The following is an 18,288-nucleotide window of genomic DNA, read 5'->3' on the forward strand; positions in this document are numbered from 1 at the left end:
TACGGGATCGGCGGACCGCGACCCGGCCGAGTAGATGGGATCCGAACGGCTTCCTGATGCGTCTAATCAGTATGGGGGCGATCATTCTCGCGGCCGACGGGGCACGGGCCCGCGCGCCGCGCACACCGGAACCGGGCTTCGTCGTGCTGCGCGCGCCGGACGCCGAACCACCGGCGCGGCCACTGTCGCTCGTCCGGGCGGCACGGGCCGCACCGCCGCTGCCGGCACCGTCGGACCCGGCCCCGCCGGAACCGGTCGCCCTCCCCGGGCCCGTGGCCGCGGTCCACCCCGACGCGCATCGCTTCGTGCTCTCCACGCTGCGGCCCGTCTTCGAGGTGCTGGACCGGCGCCGCCCCGCGAAGCACCTCACGGCGATCGCCACGGCGACCGTCGTCGACGTGCTGCGGACCCTGGCGGAGACGGGGCCCGCGGGCACGGTCTCCGGGTGGGGGAACGTGCACGTCGGGACGCCGCGCGCCCTGGCGCAGCGGGCCCGTCGGCGCCCGCGCGGCCCGGAGGTCGGCGCCGAGATCTTCCTGACCTACACCCGCGGGGAGCGGGTGCTCGCGGCGGCGGGGCGGGTCGAGGCCGCGGCCGGACGGTGGCGGTGGGTTGCGTTCACGACGGCCGCGTGACGCGGGTTACGGCGGTGTTTGCGCGAATCGCGGGCGCCCGGCGCGGAAGGGCGGTACACAAGGGACATGTCGCTGAGCTCGCTGCGTGCCGCGTTCCGATACCGGGTGGCCCGCCACCTCCTGATCGGCCCCGCCCTGTGGGCGTGGGGCCGCCCCGAATACACGGGGCTGGAGAACATTCCGCGCAACGGACCGGTGATCCTCGCCGCGAATCACCTCGCGATCTCGGACTCCTTCTACGTGGTGCAGAGTGCGCGGCGGCCCGTCAGCTTCCTCGCGAAGGCGGACTACTTCACCGAGCCCGGGCTGAAGGGGAAGTTCAAGAAGGTCTTCTTCTCCGGCATGGGGCAGATCCCGGTGGACCGGCGCGGCGGCTCCGTCTCGGCGCCCGCTCTCGAGGCGGCGACGAAGATCGTCGAGGACGGCGGCGCCTGGGGCATCCACCCCGAGGGCACCCGCTCCCCCGACGGCCGGCTGTACAAGGGCAAGACCGGCGCGGTCCGCGTGGCGCTCGCCACCGGCACCCCGATCATCCCGATCGCCCTGGGCCGCACCGACAACCGGACGCGGAAGAACTTCTGGAAGAGCCGCGTCACGGTCGACGTGCTACCGCCGCTGGACCTGAGCGACGCGAGCCTCGACGACCAGGAGTCGATCCGCCGCGCCACCGATCGGCTGATGGACGTGATCGGCGAGCACACCGGCCAGACGCGCGTGCCCGAGTACGCGAAGAAGGGCGGCAAGTAGCCGCATGTCCGCGCTGCGACAGGCGTTCTGGTTCGCGCTCCTCGGCGCGGCCGTGGCGCTCCTGGGCGCGACGGACTCGGGCGGGGCGTGGTCGCTCGAGGACGGCACCTACCTCGCCGCCGACGGGTGGCTCGTCTCCGGCGGCCACACCCGGGCCGGCGTCATCGGCGCCGCCGCGGGCGCGGTGACGGGGCTGGTGCTGTGGGCGGTCGGCGTCCGTCCCCGGGGCCGGGAGGACGACCGGATCGGGACCGTCGCGCTCGCCGGGCTGCTGGGCGCGGCCGTCGGGCTGTCGCCCGTCCTGGCGTTCGTCGGCTTCTCGTTCGCGGGCGCGGTATCGGCACCGTCGACCCCGGTGATCCTCGCGATCTACGCGGCCGGCGGGCTGCTCGCGTACGGCGCCGCCCTGGCGGCGGTCGGCAGGGCGCTCCGGGCGCTCGGCGACGCGCACGTCCGCGCGACGGTGCGCACCCTCGCGTGGGCGCTCCCGCTCGGCGCGGCGCTGGCCACGGCAGCAGGTGTCGCGGCAGCGGCGACGACGGACTTCTCGACGACGACCGCCACCTGGATCCGCGCCGTCATCGCGGCCCTCGCCGTGGTGGCGGCGACCCTCGCGGCCGGCCGGGCGCTCGCTGTGCGCACGGCGCGCGGGGCGGCACCGGCGGACCCCGCGTAGGGCCCGCCGCGCGCCGTTCCGGCGGCGACTACCGGCGGTGCTTGCCGCGCGCAGCGGCGGCCTTCTGCGCGGCCTTGTCGGCCTCGCGCTTGGCCGCGCGACGCTTCGACCGGGAGCCCTGCGGCTCGTCGGCGTTCTGCGAGATCTCGGTGAGGTCGCCCTGCTCCGACGGACCGGAGAGGGTGATCTTCTCGGGATCCGGCTCGGCGACGGGGCTGCTGACCTGCGCCTGTGCGGGGGCCTCGGCACCGTCTGCGGCGGGGGCGCCCTCCTCGGGCTCCTGGACCTGCACCTTGAACAGCGTGGCGACCGACTCCTCCTTGAGGCCCTCGAGCATGCCGTTGAACATGTCGTAGCCCTCGCGCTGGTACTCGACCACGGGATCGCGCTGGGCGATCTGCCGCAGGCCGATGCCCTCCTTGAGGTAGTCCATCTCGTAGAGGTGCTCGCGCCACTTCTGGTCCAGCACCGACAGCAGCACGGACCGCTCGACCTGGCGCATGGTGCCCTCGCCGGCGGCCTTCTCGATGCCCTCCTGGTGCTTGTCGTACGCCGCGTGGATGTCCTTGAGCAGGACGTCCTTGAGCTCGCCGCTGGTGATCTCGTCGCGATCGCCGTTCTCGTCCTCGCCGACGACCTGCTTCCAGTCCAGCTCGATCGGGTACAGCGTCTTGAGCGCGGTCCACAGCTCGTCGAGGTCCCAGTCCTCCACGTAGCCGGTGGACGTGGCGGCGTCGACGTACGCCGAGACCACGTCGTCGGTCATGTGGTTGACCTGGTCGAAGAGGTCCTCGCCGCGGAGGATCTTGCGGCGCTCGTCGTAGATGACCTTGCGCTGCTCGTTCTGCACGTCGTCGTACTTGAGGACGTTCTTGCGGATCTCGAAGTTCTGCTGCTCGACCTGGGTCTGCGCGCTGCGGATGGCGCGGGAGACGAACTTGTTGTCGATCGGCACGTCGTCGGGGAGGTTGACGCGGTTCATCCACGCCTCGATCTGCGCGCCGTTGAAGCGCCGCATCAACTCGTCGCCCAGCGAGAGGTAGAAGCGGGACTCGCCCGGGTCACCCTGGCGACCGGAGCGGCCTCGGAGCTGGTTGTCGATGCGCCGCGACTCGTGCCGCTCGGTGCCGAGGACGTAGAGGCCGCCGGCGTCGCGCACGTCGTCGCCCGCGTCCTTCGACTCCTTCTTGACCTGCTCGATGGTCTCGTCCCATGCCGCCTCGTACTCCTCGGGCGTGGTCACGGGATCGAGGCCGCGCTCGCGCAGCGCGAGGTCGGCGAGGATGTCGGGGTTGCCGCCGAGCACGACGTCGGTGCCGCGGCCGGCCATGTTGGTCGCGACGGTGACGGCGCCGGGCGTGCCCGCCTTGGCGATGATCGCCGCCTCCTGCTCGTGGAACTTGGCGTTGAGCACGGTGTGCGGGATCTTCTTGCGCTCGAGCTGGCGCGAGAGGTACTCGGACCGCTCGACCGAGGTGGTGCCGATGAGGACGGGCTGGCCGGCCTCGTGGCGCTCGGCGATGTCCTCGACGATGGCGGCGAACTTCGCCTCCTCCGTCTTGTAGATGAGGTCCGTCTGGTCCTTGCGGATCATCGGCTTGTTCGTCGGGATCGGGATGACGCCCAGCTTGTAGATCTGGTGCAGCTCGGCGGCCTCGGTCTCGGCGGTACCGGTCATGCCGGAGAGCTTGTCGTAGAGGCGGAAGTAGTTCTGCAGCGTGATCGTGGCGAGGGTCTGGTTCTCGGCCTGGATCTCGACGTTCTCCTTCGCCTCCAGGGCCTGGTGCATGCCCTCGTTGAAGCGGCGGCCGGCGAGCACGCGGCCGGTGAACTCGTCGACGATGAGGACCTCGCCCGAGCGGACGATGTAGTCCTTGTCGCGCTCGTAGAGCTCCTTCGCCTTGATGGCGTTGTTCAGGTAGCTGACCAGGAGCGAGTTGGTCGCGTCGTACAGGTTCTCGATGCCCAGCTGGTCCTCGACCAGCTCGACGCCGGCCTCGTTGACGCCGATGGTCTTCTTGCGGATGTCCACTTCGTAGTGGACGTCCTTCTCCATCAGCGGGACGATGCGCGCGAACTCCGTGTACCACTTCGACGAGGCGTCGGCCGGGCCCGAGATGATGAGCGGCGTGCGGGCCTCGTCGATGAGGATCGAGTCGACCTCGTCGACGATCGCGTAGTTGTGGCCGCGCTGCACCAGTTCCTCTTCGCTGTGCGCCATGTTGTCGCGCAGGTAGTCGAAGCCGAACTCGTTGTTGGTGCCGTACGTGATGTCGGCGCTGTAGGCGGTGCGGCGACGGTCCGGGTCCTGCCCGGCGAGGATGCAGTCCACCTCGAGCCCGAGGAAGCGGTGCACGCGGCCCATCCAGTCCGCGTCGCGCTTGGCGAGGTAGTCGTTGGTGGTGACCAGGTGCACGCCCTTGCCGGTGAGCGCGTTGGCGTAGGCCGCCATGACCGAGGTCAGGGTCTTGCCCTCACCGGTCTTCATCTCGGCGATGTCGCCCTGGTGCAGCGCGCCGGCGCCCATGATCTGCACGTGGTACGGCTTCTGCCCCAGCACGCGCCACGCGGCCTCGCGGGCGGTGGCGAACGCCTCGGGGAGGATCTCGTCGAGGGTCTCGCCCTTCTCCAGGCGCTTCTTGAAGATCTCGGTCTTGGCCTGCAGCTTCTCGTCCGAGAGCGCTTCGTACTCGTCGTTCAGGCTCTCCACGTAGGAGGCCAGGCCGTCGAGCCGCTTGACCATCCGGCCTTCGCCGAACCGCAGCACCTTGGAGAGAACCACTGAGCAACCTCAATCCCGTGAATACAGCTAAGAATCCCGGCCGCCTCTGCGGCGGCCGGGATCCATGGTAGGCGAAACGTCAGGTCAGCCGGAGGAGGCCGTAGTCGAAAGCCTTCCGTCGATAGACCACGGACGGCTTCTCGGCCTCCTTGTCGAAGAAGAGGAAGAAGTCGTGGCCGACCAGTTCCATCTGCGACAGGGCGTCGTCCACCGTCATCGGCGTGCCCGGATGGTCCTTGATGCGGACGATCTGGCCGGGCAGGTGGTCCTCGACGAGCGCGGCGTACGGATCGTCGTCCGCCTCGGACGCAGCCGGTGCGTCGGGCAGGGCCGACGGTGCCGTCGCCTCCGCCACCGAGACCGGGGTGCGGTTCCCGTAGTGCACCTTCTTGCGGTCGGAGGCCTTGCGCAGGCGGCTCTGCAGGCGGGAGAGCGCCGTTTCGAACGCGGCGTAGAAGTTCTCCGCCGCCGCCTCGGCGCGGGCGACGCCGCCCTTGCCGCGCACGGTCAGCTCCAGGCGCTGGCACTGCTTGGACTGTCGCGGGTTCGGTTCGTGGAAGAGGCTGACCTCGAACAGGGTGATGGTGGTGCGGAACTTCTCGAGCCGCGCCAGCTTGTCTCCCAGGTAGACGCGGAAGTGCTCGGGCACCTCCACGTTGCGGCCGTCGATGGCCACGGGGGCGTTGGGAGTGAGGTAGTCCTTGTCGCGCTCGTCAGTCACGTGGCTGGGTTCGCGGAAGGGGTCGACCTCGACGTTGGGGGTCGCGTGGGCGCGATTCGTGTCGCGCGGGGACAGAAGGGTCATGTGGAACCTTTCATGCAGGCCCGGATCCCTTGCGCTCGTACGGATCACCAATCCGTCACTCGGTCAGCGCGCGTGGGAGCAGGCTCAGATTCGAACGGCGGGCGGACTGCCCGCCGCTAGGGAAGGTGTGCCATCACCTCCTCTTTCTCGAACCGGGAAAGGTACCCCCGAAGATAGCCCCGGTTCTCGAATCCCGCCAGGATTTGGCCACTGTGAGTTCACGGACGTGTCACCCGCGCACGGAGCGCGGACCGCGCACACGATGTAGCCTTACATCATGAGCCATCGGACGCAGATCACGCTCGAGGATGCGCAGTACGTTCGCCTCCTCGCGGAGTCCCGCGCGTCCGGGCTCGGGCTGGCCGAACTGATCCGCCGCGCCGTCGATCTGACCTACGGCGGAACCGACGCGGACGCGTTCGACGCGGCACTCGACCAGAGCTTCGGGACATGGGGATCCGACGGGCCCGACGGCGAAGAGTTCGTAGAGGCGATCCGACCTGCACGGATTGATCGGTTCGCCCGGTGGTAACGGGCCCACCGATCCTCCTCGACACGTCGATCTTCATCGATACCCTCCGCGGGCGGAGGGAGGCTCGGGACCGCCTGTCGGATGCGCGCCGGGAGGGACGGCGCCTCGTCGCGTCGGTCCTCACCCGCACCGAGGTCCTCGGCGGTATGCGCGCCTCCGAGAAGTCGTCCACCGCCGCCCTCCTCGCGGTCTTCGAGTGGATCGACGTCTCAGAGGAGATCGCCGACGCCGCGGGGTCTCTGGCCCGCCGGTACCGCGCGTCGCACTCCGGGATCGACATCGCTGACTACGTGATCGCGGCGACCGCCGCAGTCGCCGGTGCCGATCTCTGGACCCGCAACGTCAAGCATTTCCCGATGTTCGACGGGCTCGAACCGCCGTACTGAGTCGACCGGGCGAGGCTCTTCGTGACGCTCGCGTACAGCCATCCGAAGCCCGATAGCATGCTCTGACTTCAGCACTCGAGACGCTCATCACTCCGGTGGTACTACGCCGCGGCGAAGGTGAGGGCCGCGGCGACGGCCACGCCCCGTCGGGCCAGGGCGGCGACGGACTCGGCCAGGGTGGCCCCGGTGGTCACCACGTCGTCCACCAGGACGACGGTGCCCGCGGGCGGCACACCGCGCACGCGGACGGTGCCGCGCACGTTCGCGGCGCGGGCCGACGCGCTCAGGCCGACGGACTCCGCGGCGCCCACCGACCGCAGGACCGGCGCGACGGTCACCGCGCACACCGGCTCCGCGGTGCGGGCGGCGGCGCGGCACACCGCGGTCACCACGTCGCCGCCGCGACGGCGGGCGGCCCACGCCGTGGTCGGTGCGGGAATCAGGACCAGCGGACCGTCGACCTCGCCCCACGCGCGCAGCCGCAGCACGGCGTGCGCGAGGCCACGGCCCAACGGGACGGCGAGATCGCCCCGCCCGCGCTCCTTGAGTTGCAGGACGGCGCGGCGCCGCGCACCGTCGTACCTCCCGAGCGTCCACACGGGCACCCCGACGGGGACCGTGGTGCGGATCAGCGCGGGGACGTCGTGCAGCGCGGCCTCGCAGCGGGCGCACCAGCGCACCCGCGGGAAGCCGCAGCCCCCGCAGGTGCGGGGCACGGCCAGTTCGACGAGGTCGTCGACCCCACCGGCCACCCCGCGGACCACGCTCCGCACGACGCGCACGGCTCCCCCGCTCCAGGTGCGCTCCTCCCCCGGGAGCGCCGGGCCCTAGCCCGGCAGCACCGGGTTCGCCCGGCCCCCCGCCAGGCGATCCACCTGGCTCCAGTATTGCTCGTCGCTGTCGGGGCCGATGCCGATCTGCCACACCCCCGAGGAGTCGGTGGCGTACACCGCGGTCGTCGACACCGCGACGTTGTAGACAGGCGGCGAGAGGTTGCGGCTCGGCACGGCCGTGACCTCACCGGAGTCGTAGCGCACCGACAGCACCGGCGAATCGGAGGTGGTGCGGCCGATGAAGATCGTGTCGCCGGTCTGCCAGTCCACCGACGAGGCGACCAGCTCCCGGTCGGTGACCACGGACGCCAGGTGGGCGATCTTGATCCGCCCGTTCGGCGCGGTCTGCACCACGCCGACCAGCACCCGCCCGCCCACGACCAGGGCCACCCGCACACCGTCGCGCGAGAGCCGCAGCTCCGTGATCGGGCCCGGCGCGGCCGCCGCGACCTCGCCCGCGTCGACGTCGACGGTCGAGACCTCGCCCGTGGTCTGGTCCTGCCGGACCCGGACCACGCGCGTCCCGTCGAGCACCGTCCACACGCCGGCGTCGTCGGGCGTCCACGAGGGCCGCGTCATCGATCCGGCCGTGAGCACCTGCGTGGGGACACCGCCGTACGGGGCGAGCGCGAGCGCCGTCCCGGGGCCGCCGCGGGCGCCCGCGTCGAGCACCGCCGCGACCTGCCGCCCCGACCCCGACAGCCCGATGGAACGGATCGAGTTCGACGCGCCGAGCGGGCCCGCGACGTCGGTGACCTGGCTGCCGGTGATCTTGACGAACTTGCCGTCGAGCACGCCGTGCAGGCCGACCGCCAGATCCGACGAGGCGTTCGGGCTGATGGACGCGACGTCGTTCGGGTTCCAGCCGGACTGGTGCTTGTCGTCGAGCGGAGAGCCGTCGACCGTGATCACGTACGGGCCCTGCACGTCGGCGCCGGCGAGACTCCACACGACCTGCCCGGCGATGAGCCGCGCCACGTCGGGCTCGATCCGCGGCAGGCCCGTGAGGTCCACGCGCACGCCGGCGAAGCCGACGCCCGGATCACGTTGATCGCCCTGCGCGTTCGTGACGGCGCCGCGGACGGCGGCGTTCGTGCCGAAGGGATTGAAGACGGCGTCCGCCAGCGTCGCGCGGGGGCCGCGGATCAGCAGCATCAGCAGGTCGGAGGCCAGCTTGGAGCGCGGGCCGGCGAGCCACCGGGCGTCCGGCACCAGCGTGCGGCCCGTCGGGTCCGGGAAGTACAGCAGGTACCGGCGGTAGACGGTGCGGAACTGCTCGGTGTCGATCACCAGCATCGGGGTGTCCCCGACGGAACTCAGGCCCTGCACGCGCCACTGCCCGTCGACCTGCACGAGCTGGACGTTCTGCGTGATCGACTGGCCCGCCGGCTCGAACGTCCCGTCGGCGCCGAGGAAGCCCGTCGCCTGCGCGCGGATCGTCGCCTTCATGAAGTTCGCGGAGCGCTCGGTGGGCAGCACGTCGATGTCCTTGACCACGACGGACTGCTTGGGCACCTGCCAGTTCGCGTTGGGCGTGAGGAACTTGCGGGACGCGGCGTAGTTGCCGTCGGCGACCGCGTTCGCCTTGAGGAAGTCGCGGACGATCACCTCGGGCTGCGTGTCGCGGCGCGGCGCCAGGCCCTTATCGGGCGCCGCCGTCTCGCCGCCCAGGTCGCCGATGACCCGCGGGCTCGTGGACTCGGGGATGTTGGCGCAGCCGGTGAGCGCGACCAGCGCGGCGAGCAGGATCACCAGCGCCTTCCCGACGGGCGTGCGGATCGTCCTAGGCATCGTCGGAACCCCCGTCCGGGCTGCGCCGCGCCATCGACTTCAGGGGCAGGGGACTGACGGTGACCCGTCCGCCGCGGACGCGGGGCAGGGTGAGCCGGAAGCAGGAACCGCTCCCGGGCTCGCCCCACGCCTCGAGGCGCCCACTGTGCAGCCGCGCGTCCTCGATGCTGATCGCGAGGCCCAGCCCCGTGCCGCCGGAGCGCCGCACCCGCGACGGGTCCGAGCGCCAGAACCGGTTGAAGACGAGCTTCTCCTCGCCCGGCCGCAGGCCCACGCCGTAGTCGCGGACGGTGATGGCCACGGCGTCGTCGTCGGCGCGCATGGTGAGGATCACGGGTTTGCCCTCGCTGTGGTCGATGGCGTTGGCGAGCAGGTTGCGCAGCACGCGCTCGACGCGCCGGGTGTCGGCCTCGACGATGACGGGGTCGTCGGGCATGTCGAGGATCAGTTCGGTCTCGGACTGCTCCGCGAGGTGCCGGACGGTCGCCATCGCGGAAACGATCGGCACCTCGATGTCGATCTGCTCGGAGTGCAGCTCCGCGACGCCCGCGTCGTGCCGGGAGATCTCCAGCAGCTCGGCGAGGAGCGTCTCGAAGCGGTCGAGCTCCTTCTGCATCAGCTCGGTGGTGCGGCGCAGGCCCGGGTCCAGCTCGTCGGCGGAATCGGCGATCATGTCGGCCGCCATCCGCACCGTGGTCAGCGGGGTCCGCAGCTCGTGCGAGACGTCGGAGGTGAACTGCCGCTGGAGGTTGCCGAACTCCTCGAGCTGGCCGATCTGTTTGGAGAGGGACTCGGCCATGTCGTTGAAGCTCATCGCCAGCCGCGCGATGTCGTCCTCGCCGCGCACCGGCATGCGCTCCTTGAGCCGGCCCTCCGCGAAGCGCACGGCGATCCGCGCCGCCGACCGCACGGGCAGCACCACCTGGCGAGCGACGAGCAGGCTCACCGCGGCCAGGAGGATCAGCAGCACCGCGCCGCCGGTGTAGAGCGTCCCCTGCATGAGGTTGAGGGTGTTCTCCTCCTGGGTCAGCGGGAACACCAGGTACAGCTCGAGGCCCGCGATCGTCGACTGCACGGGCGTGCCGATCACCAGCACCTTGCCGTAGCGGCCGGTGCTGTCGGTGACCGTCGCGTGCTGGAAGGCGGTCTGGCCGCCGCGGACGAAGGTCTGCAGCGACTGCGGGACCTCGCTCTCGCTGCCGATCACGATCGGCGGGCGGCCGGCGCCGTGGGGCACGATCAGGACCGGGTCGTAGTTGCCGGACCGCGCGGCCGTCGGCCCCACGTCGAGGCCCTGGCTCACGAGGCTCCCGCGGATGCCGCGCAGCACCGCCTCGACGCCCTCGGTGCGGGTCTCGGCGCGGCTGAGCGAGAGCTCGACGCTCTGCTTCACGCGGGCGGTCTCCTCCTTGCCCGCGGTCAGCTTCGCGTCGATCAGCTGGTTCGCGATCTGCGAGGTGAGCACGAAGCCCAGCAGGAGCAGCACGGTGAGGCTGAGCACGAGGGTCTGCGTGACCACCCGCAGCTGCAGCGAGCGGCGCCACACCCTGCCCGCGTAGGACAGGCCCATCCCGGCGTACCGCGCACCGTCGCGCAGCACCACCGCGGGGTCGGTGCGGACGGCGTGCACGGCCTCGCGCCCCCAGTCCGCCAGGCGGGCCGCCCGGGCCCGGTCGATCACGATCCGATCGGCCCGCTCACGCCGGCCCCGCCTTGTAGCCGACGCCGCGCAGCGTGAGCACGATCTCCGGGTTCTCCGGATCCTTCTCGATCTTCGCGCGCAGGCGCTGGATATGGACGTTCACCAGGCGCGTGTCCGCCGGGTGCCGGTAGCCCCACACCTGCTCGAGCAGCACGTCGCGCGTGAACACCTGCCGCGGCTTGCGGGCCATGGTGACCAGCAGGTCGAACTCGGTGGGCGTGAGCGAGACGACCTCGCCGTCGCGGGTCACCTTGTGCGCCGGGACGTCGATGATGACGTTGCCGATCGACAGCAGCTCGCTCGGTTCGTCGTCGGTGCGGCGCAGCCGGGCGCGCACGCGCGCGACGAGCTCCTTCGGCTTGAAGGGCTTGATCACGTAGTCGTCGGCGCCGGACTCCAGGCCCAGCACCACGTCGACCGTGTCGGCCTTCGCCGTGAGCATCACGATCGGTACCGACGAATCGGCGCGCAGCACGCGGCACACGTCGATGCCGTTCATGCCGGGGAGCATGAGGTCGAGGAGCACGAGGTCGGGGCGGAACTCGCGGGCGGCGCTCAGCGCCTGCGTGCCGTCGCCCACCACCGTCGAGTCGAAGCCCTCGTTGCGCAGGACGATGGTGAGCATCTCCGCCAGCGCGGGATCGTCGTCGATCACCAGGATCCGGGGTTTCATGCTGTCCATATTGTCACTGCGGGCGGCGTTCCTGCTCTTACGACACCTTACGATCCTCCCCATGGGACGACTCGTCGCGATCGAGGGCCTCGACGGGGCCGGCAAGAACACGCTCACGCGGGCGGTCACGGCGCGGCTCACCGGCCGCGGGCTGACGGTGGCCGCGCTCGCCTTCCCGCGGTACGGCACGCAGTTCGCGGACCTCGCCGCCGAGGCGCTGCGCGGCGGCAACGGCGACGTGGCGGAGTCCGTCTACGGCATGGGCCTGCTGTTCGCCTTCGACCGGCAGGCCGCGGCGCCGGACATCCGCGCCGCCCTCGCCGCGCACGACGTGGTGCTGCTCGACCGGTACGTCGCCTCCTCGGCGGCGTACAGCGCTGCCCGCCTGGGCGAGGCCGCCGACGGCGCCGTGGCGACGTGGGTGCGCGAGCTCGAGTTCGGCCGGTTCGGGCTCCCGGTGCCCGACCTGCAGGTGTACCTCGACGTGCCGACGTCGCTCGCCGCGGAACGCGCGCGATCGCGGGAGGCGGCCGACGCGGCGCGCGAGCGCGACGCGTACGAGCGCGACGGCGACCTCCAGGCCCGGACGGGCGCGGTCTACACCGGGCTGGCCGCGGCGGCGTGGGTGTCGCCGTGGCGGGTGCACGGCGTGGACGACGCCCCGGAGCTGCTGGCCGACGCGATCGCAGCACTTTCCTGAAGAACAGGTCTGTTATTCACTGAAGTCCCACCCGCACCGGTGCTGTGGCGCAGTAACGTGCGCCACGAAACTGACTCGTCAGTAACCGGGAGGGACGATCGTGCGGATCCTCGGGGCCACCGCCGCGGCCGGCGCCGCAGCGCTGCTGCTCGGCGTCGCGGGCGCCGACACCGCCGTGCCCGGAGTCCCCGACCAGCACCGCTCCCCCGGCCCCGAGCTGGTCGCCCAGGCCGCGATCGGCCTGGCGGATCTGCGGCCGCCGGCACCGTCGGACGCCCCGGCCGCGCCCGCGCCGCGGCACGTACCGATCCCGCCGCGCCCCGAGGCCGTGAAGGTCGCGCCCGGCCCACTGGGCATCCCCGGCGCCGCGTACGCCGCGTACCGCGGCGCCGCCGACCGGATGGCCCTGGAGGCGCCGGCCTGCGGCATCGAGTGGAACCTCGTTGCGGCGATCGGCCGGATCGAGTCGGGGCACGCCGACGGCGGCAACGTCGACGCCGCGGGCAACACGCTCACCCCGATCCAGGGCCCCGTCCTCGACGGCTCGCTCGCGGGGAACGCCGTGATCCGCGACGGCGAGGGCTTCGCCCGCGCGCTCGGCCCCATGCAGTTCCTCACCACCACCTGGTCGCTGTTCGGCGGCGACAACTCCGGCGACGGGAAGGCCGACGTCGACAACGTCCGCGACGCCGCGTACGGCGCCGCCCGCTACCTCTGCTCCAGCGCGACGGGGCTGCAGGCCGAGCCCGCGCAGCGCGTCGCGGTGTTCGCCTACAACCAGTCGAACTCCTACGTCGACAACGTCGTGGCCTGGTCGAAGGCCTACCGCGACCGGGCCATCCCCGTCGGCGGCATCCCCGACATGACCGCGCCCATCGCGCCGCCCACGCAGCTGCCCAAGCCGCTGCCGCCCGGGCAGGTGGTCGTCGTCGGGTGCGGGATGCCCGACGGTGCGCCGTCCCGCCCGGCCGCGGCCTCGGGCCCGGCGGCACCGTCCGGCCCCGGGAGGCCCTCGGCCGTCCCGTCGGCGGCCGTCTCCTCCCCGGCCGGGCCGTCGGCGAAGCCGGGCGTCGCGACGACCTCGGCGAAGCCGTCCGGAAAGCTGTCGGGTCCGGCCGCGCCGTCGAGCGCGGCGCGTGGTCCCGACGGCAAGCCGCTGCCCACCACCATGACCGACTGCGCGACGCCGCCGCCGAGCGGGCCGAGCACGCCCGCCGCTCCGTCGGGCCCGTCACGCCCGCTTCCGCCCGGCCCCGCGCCTGCGGGCGAACCCGGCCCCGGCGGCGCGCTCGCGATCCCCTCGGGCGGACCGTCGACCACCCGTCCCGTTCCCCCGGCCGCCGTCCGTCCCGCGGCGCCCTCGGTGCGCCCGGCACCGTCGAGCAGGCCCGTTCCGTCCTCCTCGCCGACGGTGCCCCGTCCCCCGCGGTAAGGCGGATTTCCCGCGCCCGGGCCTGCGGATACGATGGTGGGCGTTATGAGTGCGGTTACGGAAGACGCGATCCGGTCGGCCCTGGCCACCGTGAACGACCCCGAGATCGGCAAGCCGATCACCGATCTGGGGATGGTGAAGTCGGTCGCGGTGCAGGCCGATTCGTCGGTCGACGTCGAGGTGTACCTGACCACGTCCGCGTGCCCCATGCGCACCCAGATCGTGGACCGCGTGCAGACGGCCGTCGCCGACGTGCCCGGCACCGGTGAGGTGCGCGTCGAGCTGGACGTGATGAACGACGAGCAGCGCGCCGAGCTGCGCAAGACCGTGCGCGGTGACAAGGCCGAGCCCGTGATCCCGTTCGCCCAGCCCGGCTCGCTGACCCGCGTGTACGCCGTCGCGTCGGGCAAGGGCGGCGTGGGCAAGAGCTCCGTCACCGTGAACCTCGCGGCGTCGCTGGCCGCGCGCGGGCTGTCCGTGGGCGTGCTCGACGCCGACATCTACGGGCACTCCGTGCCCCGCATGATGGGTACCGACGCGCGGCCCACGCAGGTCGACTCGATGATCATGCCGCCGCAGGCGCACGGCGTGAAGGTCATCTCGGTGGCCATGTTCACCACCGGCAACACCCCCGTCGTGTGGCGCGGCCCGATGCTGCACCGCGCGCTGCAGCAGTTCCTCGCCGACGTCTTCTGGGGCGACCTCGACGTGCTGCTCCTCGACCTTCCGCCCGGCACCGGTGACGTCGCGATCTCCATCGCCCAGCTCATCCCCGGCGCCGAGATCCTCGTGGTCACGACCCCGCAGACCGCGGCCGCCGAGGTCGCCGAGCGGGCCGGCGCCATCGCGCTGCAGACCCGCCAGCGCGTGGCCGGCGTCATCGAGAACATGTCGGGGCTCACGCTGCCCGACGGGACCGTGATGGACGTCTTCGGCTCCGGCGGCGGCGAGCAGGTCGCGGCGCGCCTCACCCGCGCCGTGGGCGCCGACGTGCCCCTCCTCGGCCAGATCCCGCTGGACCCGCAGCTCCGCGAAGCCGGCGACTCCGGGACCCCGGTGGTGCTCTCCGCGCCGGATTCCCCCACCGGCGCCGCCCTCCGCGCCATCGCCGACAAGCTCGCCGTCCGCAAGCGCGGCCTGGCCGGCATGTCGCTGGGCATCGACACCACCCGCCACCTGTAGCCCGACGGTCCGCCGCCCGCCCGCGCCGCGGGTAGCGATGGGGCGGGTAACGATGCGGCGGGTGACGATGCGGCGGGTGACGATCCGAACGTCCGCTGCCGAAAGTCGTGGGCGCTGCCAGTACTCGGCAGCGTTCGGAGTTACCGGCAGCGCGATAGCGAACACCGGCAGCGGATGGAGTTCAGGCCGCGCACGATCACGCGACCGACTGGACGATGCCATTGCGCGCCATCGCGGGGAGGAGCAACCGTCGCAGACCGTCGTTCGCGTTGAGCACGCGCCAGCGCCAGCGGACGACCTCGATCCCCGCGTCCGCGAACAACTCGTGACGTCGCTTCTCCTCGGCCATCGCCGCATCGACGTCCGCGGGCTCGTCGCCGTACTTGCCCCGGCCGTCGAACTCGCCGGTCATCGTGCCCCAATCGAAATCGGCGTAGAAGAGCTCGTCGCCGAGGACCCGCGGTACCTGCAGGCGCGGCGCCGGAAGGCCGGCCGAGAGCATCTGCATGCGCGACAACGACTCGCCCGCCGACTCGCTGCACTCCACGGACAACGCCAGCGCCCGACGTGCGAGCGCGGCACCCCGGCAGCGGCCCAGCACCGAGATGCAGTCCTCCAACTCCGCCAACGGCACCGGGGCCGGTTCGTCCGGCTGCGCGAACCGCGGTACCAGCCGGACGGCGTCGAAGGCGACCACCGCGCGTTCGAGCCCGCCGGTCATGGCGGCATCCACCGCGGTGCGACACCGTGAGGTCACGAACACGCCGTCGAGGACCATCACGTGTTGCGCGGGCAGCGGCCGCGCGTGCACGTGAAGCGTGCGTCGTCGGTACCCACCGCTCGTGCGATCGATCGTGAAATGGACGTACTTCCGTTCGGGCCGCAGGAAGGGGATTCCGTGGAGGGCCGCAGCACTTTCGTGACTGACGACACCGTCGCAGGTCAGCGCCGTCGCGCGCACCCGGTCGCGGTCTGTCACCCACGGCGGAGCGTCGTCGTTGCGCTCACCGTAGACGCCGTGCGCGAGGCGCTGGATCTTCTCCTCGGTGGCCCGCACGATCCGCGCATCGCTCCATCCCATGGCCGCGAGCTGCTGTCGTGTCCAGATCTCCCCCATGAGGCAAGTGAACACCGCCACGCCCCCGCGCCGACCGATCCGCGGGCGTTCATCCACAGGTTCGGCGTTATCCACAGCCGGCCCACATCACCCGGGGTCTCCGCCGTCTCGCTACCACGCTCGCGATGCGGAACGATGCCGAAAGCCGTGGGCGCTGCCAGTACTCGGCAGCGTTCGGAGATATCGGCAGCGCGAGCGCGACTGCCGGCAGTCTCGAGGATCAGCTGAGGGGCGGCGGGCTACGTCGCGTCGACGTCGAAGGGTGGGCGCTCCTCGGGAGCGAGCGGCTTGTGCATCCGCGGCATCGTCGGCATCGGCCCGGCCGGGACCTCGGGCTGCGTCTTCTCCAGCGACGTGCCCTTCTCCAGCGAGGCGACGGGTGCGACGGGCGCGGCCGCGTCGACCGCCTTGCGCAGGTTCAGCGCGTCGGCGGTGGAGCGCACCTGCTCGCTCATCTCGCGGATCACGGTGTCGTCGCCGCTCAGCAGGTGCTTGGTGACGATGGCGGTGGGTGTCATGCCGCGCAGGTTCTGGATCTGCTGCAGGGGCTCGCGGATCGCGTCGAAGTCGCCGCCCATGTCGTCCTTGAGCTGCTGGGTCGCGCCGGTGGCGTAGTCGCGCACCTGCCGCAGCGACGTGAAGAACCAGTTGACCGCGCCCGGGAGTCGCTCCGGCCCCAGGATCACCAGACCCACGACGACCAGCATGAGGATCTCCCCCATGCCGAGATTCGAGAACACCCCGCCATGCTACGGGAAGCTCAGCACCGACCGCACCCCGCGGCGGCGCACCCGGCGCCTCGGCGCGGCGGCCCGGCTCAGCGGCTCAGCTCAGCGGTTCGGGCGTGACCTTGATGGGGACCTGCCGCCCGTCGCGGGCGACGGTCACCGTCGTCTCCTTGCCCACACCGGCGGCGCGGATGGCGACGATGACGTCGGCGGCCTCCGCCACCTCGGTGTCGCCGACCTTGGTGATGACGTCGCCCTCGCGGATGCCCGCCTTCTCGGCGGCGCCGCCCTTCTTCACGTTCTCCACGCGCACGCCGGACGCGGCCTCGTTGCTGACCTCGCGACCGTTGATGCCGAGGTCGGCGTGGACCACCTTCTGGCCGCGGATGATCGACTCGGCGATCGGCCAGGCGACGTTGGAGGCGATGGCGAAGTTCAGGCCGATCGAGCCGCCGCCTCCGGGCGAGAGCCCGAGGGTGTTGATCCCGATCTGCCGGCCCTGCAGATCCAGCAGGGGGCCGCCGGAGTTGCCGGGGTTGATCGCGGCGTCGGTCTGCACCGAGTCGAAGGTCGCGGGCGGGTTCGGACCGCTCGCGGGCCCCTGGACGGGACGGTGCGTCGCGGACACCACGCCGGAGGTGACGGTGCGGCGCAGGCCCAACGGGGAGCCGATGGCCACGACCTGCTGCCCGGCGACGAGCTCGCCGGAGTCGCCGCGGGCGATCTGCTGCAGCCCGTCGACGGAGACCTTGACGACGGCCACGTCGGTGTACGGATCCGTCCCGACGAGCTGCGCCGGGGTCCGGGTGCCGTTGAAGAAGACGACCTCGATCTTGGCGTCCTTGTTGGTGGACGCGGTCTCGACGACGTGGTTGTTCGTCATGATGTAGCCGCGCTCGGCGTCGATGACAGAGCCGGACCCGGTCTCGCCGGAGGTCTTGGTGCGCACCTCGATGGTGACGACGCTCGCCCCGACCTTCCCGACCATGGAGGCGACGGCGCCGGCCTCGGCGGGCTTGCCCTCGGCCGCCGGCAGCGAGACCCGCGAGTCGGTGAGCTTCTCGATCGTGGTGCCGGTGATCCGGCCGATGGCGCCGCCGAGCAGGCCGATGACCAGTGCCAGCACACCGAGGACGGCCAGGGCGCGGACGGAGACGCGGCGGCCGAACAGGACGTCGCGGACGCCGAGCTGCTCGGGATCGGGCTGCGGCACGGCCCGCGGGGGCGCCTTCAGGCCGGGCTCACCGATCCCGGCGAGCGACTCGGTGTCGCGCCACGGGTCCTCGGGCTCGGGTTCCGGCTCCGGGACGAGCGGCCCGGCGTACGGATCGCGCTGCAGCGCGTCGGTCGCACCCGGCGGGCGCGAGAAGGCCTCGGTGAGGACGGGATCGGGCGCGGCGGCCTGCGGCTGCGGCCCGCGTCCAGTGGCGCTGCGGACGGACTCGGGCGCGAAGGCACCGTCGACCCCCTCCGGCCTGCCGAAGACGACCTGCTCGCCCTCGGACACCGAGGGACGGTATGTGGGGCGCGGCTCCAGGCGCGGACGCCGAGTGTCGGGTTCGGAGGT

17 protein-coding genes are annotated in these 18,288 nt (G+C 72.0%); 8 read left to right on the forward strand and 9 right to left on the reverse strand.

The window, feature by feature from the left end; all coding sequences use genetic code 11:
* Positions 1–71 precede the first annotated feature (71 nt).
* From BLW32_RS21555 to BLW32_RS21565, 3 genes are all read left to right on the forward strand, one after another.
* The gene (locus BLW32_RS21555) at positions 72–635 is read left to right on the forward strand and encodes an Rv3235 family protein (RefSeq protein WP_068522198.1); all 564 of its coding nucleotides are present in this window, start codon (positions 72–74) and stop codon (positions 633–635) included.
* Positions 636–701: 66 nt separating this feature from the next.
* Positions 702–1,382: a lysophospholipid acyltransferase family protein gene (locus BLW32_RS21560; RefSeq protein ID WP_068742950.1), complete on the forward strand. Its 681-nt coding sequence runs from the start codon at positions 702–704 to the stop codon at positions 1,380–1,382.
* Between the two features lie 4 nt (positions 1,383–1,386).
* Complete coding sequence (locus BLW32_RS21565) at positions 1,387–2,058, forward strand: hypothetical protein (protein WP_068742951.1); 672 nt, start codon at positions 1,387–1,389, stop codon at positions 2,056–2,058.
* Positions 2,059–2,086: 28 nt separating this feature from the next.
* On the opposite strand, the gene secA is transcribed toward BLW32_RS21565, so the two are convergent.
* Positions 2,087–4,840, reverse strand: a complete 2,754-nt coding sequence (gene secA / locus BLW32_RS21570; RefSeq protein ID WP_074850757.1) for a preprotein translocase subunit SecA — start codon at positions 4,838–4,840, stop codon at positions 2,087–2,089.
* A 79-nt stretch (positions 4,841–4,919) separates the two neighbouring features.
* Positions 4,920–5,645 (reverse strand): ribosome hibernation-promoting factor, HPF/YfiA family, encoded by a 726-nt coding sequence (hpf, locus tag BLW32_RS21575; protein ID WP_068522205.1) that lies wholly within the window; start codon positions 5,643–5,645, stop codon positions 4,920–4,922.
* Between the two features lie 277 nt (positions 5,646–5,922).
* Between hpf and BLW32_RS21580 the strand changes: the two genes are divergently transcribed.
* The gene (locus BLW32_RS21580) at positions 5,923–6,177 is read left to right on the forward strand and encodes a hypothetical protein (RefSeq protein WP_068522207.1); all 255 of its coding nucleotides are present in this window, start codon (positions 5,923–5,925) and stop codon (positions 6,175–6,177) included.
* A complete protein-coding gene (locus BLW32_RS21585) occupies positions 6,171–6,563 on the forward strand; it encodes a type II toxin-antitoxin system VapC family toxin (protein WP_225535587.1) in 393 nt (130 codons plus the stop codon). The genes BLW32_RS21580 and BLW32_RS21585 overlap by 7 nt, the downstream gene beginning before the upstream one ends.
* Before the next feature lie 101 nt (positions 6,564–6,664).
* On the opposite strand, the gene BLW32_RS21590 is transcribed toward BLW32_RS21585, so the two are convergent.
* From BLW32_RS21590 to mtrA, 4 genes are all read right to left on the reverse strand, one after another.
* Positions 6,665–7,345 carry a ComF family protein gene (locus tag BLW32_RS21590; protein WP_225535588.1) on the reverse strand — a complete coding sequence of 227 codons (681 nt, stop codon included), beginning with the start codon at positions 7,343–7,345 and terminating at the stop codon, positions 6,665–6,667.
* A gap of 45 nt (positions 7,346–7,390) precedes the next feature.
* Positions 7,391–9,187 carry an MtrAB system accessory lipoprotein LpqB gene (gene lpqB, locus BLW32_RS21595; RefSeq protein WP_068522210.1) on the reverse strand — a complete coding sequence of 599 codons (1,797 nt, stop codon included), beginning with the start codon at positions 9,185–9,187 and terminating at the stop codon, positions 7,391–7,393.
* Positions 9,180–10,790 (reverse strand): MtrAB system histidine kinase MtrB, encoded by a 1,611-nt coding sequence (gene mtrB, locus BLW32_RS21600; RefSeq protein WP_225535710.1) that lies wholly within the window; start codon positions 10,788–10,790, stop codon positions 9,180–9,182. The genes lpqB and mtrB overlap by 8 nt, the downstream gene beginning before the upstream one ends.
* A gap of 94 nt (positions 10,791–10,884) precedes the next feature.
* Positions 10,885–11,571, reverse strand: coding sequence for an MtrAB system response regulator MtrA (gene mtrA / locus BLW32_RS21605; RefSeq protein WP_068522213.1), 687 nt, complete (start codon positions 11,569–11,571; stop codon positions 10,885–10,887).
* Positions 11,572–11,623: 52 nt separating this feature from the next.
* Here mtrA and BLW32_RS21610 point away from each other — a divergent pair, with 52 nt between their 5' ends.
* The 3 genes from BLW32_RS21610 (at position 11,624) to BLW32_RS21620 (ending at position 14,876) form a co-directional block, all read left to right on the forward strand.
* Positions 11,624–12,262 carry a dTMP kinase gene (locus tag BLW32_RS21610; RefSeq protein WP_068522216.1) on the forward strand — a complete coding sequence of 213 codons (639 nt, stop codon included), beginning with the start codon at positions 11,624–11,626 and terminating at the stop codon, positions 12,260–12,262.
* 100 nt (positions 12,263–12,362) lie between these two features.
* Positions 12,363–13,694 carry a lytic transglycosylase domain-containing protein gene (locus BLW32_RS27240; protein ID WP_068742952.1) on the forward strand — a complete coding sequence of 444 codons (1,332 nt, stop codon included), beginning with the start codon at positions 12,363–12,365 and terminating at the stop codon, positions 13,692–13,694.
* A 45-nt stretch (positions 13,695–13,739) separates the two neighbouring features.
* Positions 13,740–14,876 carry an Mrp/NBP35 family ATP-binding protein gene (locus BLW32_RS21620; RefSeq protein WP_068626410.1) on the forward strand — a complete coding sequence of 379 codons (1,137 nt, stop codon included), beginning with the start codon at positions 13,740–13,742 and terminating at the stop codon, positions 14,874–14,876.
* Between the two features lie 196 nt (positions 14,877–15,072).
* On the opposite strand, the gene BLW32_RS21625 is transcribed toward BLW32_RS21620, so the two are convergent.
* The 3 genes from BLW32_RS21625 to BLW32_RS21635 all read right to left on the reverse strand — a co-directional run bounded on the left by BLW32_RS21625 (position 15,073) and on the right by BLW32_RS21635 (position 18,228).
* Positions 15,073–15,993 carry a type IV toxin-antitoxin system AbiEi family antitoxin domain-containing protein gene (locus tag BLW32_RS21625; protein ID WP_074851054.1) on the reverse strand — a complete coding sequence of 307 codons (921 nt, stop codon included), beginning with the start codon at positions 15,991–15,993 and terminating at the stop codon, positions 15,073–15,075.
* 239 nt (positions 15,994–16,232) lie between these two features.
* Positions 16,233–16,733, reverse strand: coding sequence for a Sec-independent protein translocase protein TatB (gene tatB / locus BLW32_RS21630; RefSeq protein WP_068742954.1), 501 nt, complete (start codon positions 16,731–16,733; stop codon positions 16,233–16,235).
* A gap of 85 nt (positions 16,734–16,818) precedes the next feature.
* Entirely contained in the window at positions 16,819–18,228 is a 1,410-nt protein-coding gene (locus BLW32_RS21635) for a S1C family serine protease (protein WP_068742955.1), read from the reverse strand.
* Positions 18,229–18,288: the final 60 nt, after the last annotated feature.

It is taken from the genome of Tsukamurella tyrosinosolvens (genome assembly GCF_900104775.1).
Taxonomy (GTDB): Bacteria; Actinomycetota; Actinomycetes; order Mycobacteriales; family Mycobacteriaceae; genus Tsukamurella; species Tsukamurella tyrosinosolvens.

What these genes read in the sequence shown, in the direction of transcription:
- BLW32_RS21580 (WP_068522207.1), top strand. Translation starts at nt 5,923, where the DNA reads ATGAGCCATCGGACGCAGATCACGCTCGAGGATGCGCAGTACGTTCGC.
- BLW32_RS21555 (WP_068522198.1), top strand. Translation starts at nt 72, where the DNA reads ATGGGGGCGATCATTCTCGCGGCCGACGGGGCACGGGCCCGCGCGCCG.
- hpf (WP_068522205.1), bottom strand. Translation starts at nt 5,645, where the DNA reads ATGACCCTTCTGTCCCCGCGCGACACGAATCGCGCCCACGCGACCCCC.
- BLW32_RS21625 (WP_074851054.1), bottom strand. Translation starts at nt 15,993, where the DNA reads ATGGGGGAGATCTGGACACGACAGCAGCTCGCGGCCATGGGATGGAGC.
- BLW32_RS21560 (WP_068742950.1), top strand. Translation starts at nt 702, where the DNA reads ATGTCGCTGAGCTCGCTGCGTGCCGCGTTCCGATACCGGGTGGCCCGC.
- BLW32_RS21610 (WP_068522216.1), top strand. Translation starts at nt 11,624, where the DNA reads ATGGGACGACTCGTCGCGATCGAGGGCCTCGACGGGGCCGGCAAGAAC.
- lpqB (WP_068522210.1), bottom strand. Translation starts at nt 9,187, where the DNA reads ATGCCTAGGACGATCCGCACGCCCGTCGGGAAGGCGCTGGTGATCCTG.
- mtrA (WP_068522213.1), bottom strand. Translation starts at nt 11,571, where the DNA reads ATGGACAGCATGAAACCCCGGATCCTGGTGATCGACGACGATCCCGCG.
- BLW32_RS21565 (WP_068742951.1), top strand. Translation starts at nt 1,387, where the DNA reads ATGTCCGCGCTGCGACAGGCGTTCTGGTTCGCGCTCCTCGGCGCGGCC.
- BLW32_RS21620 (WP_068626410.1), top strand. Translation starts at nt 13,740, where the DNA reads ATGAGTGCGGTTACGGAAGACGCGATCCGGTCGGCCCTGGCCACCGTG.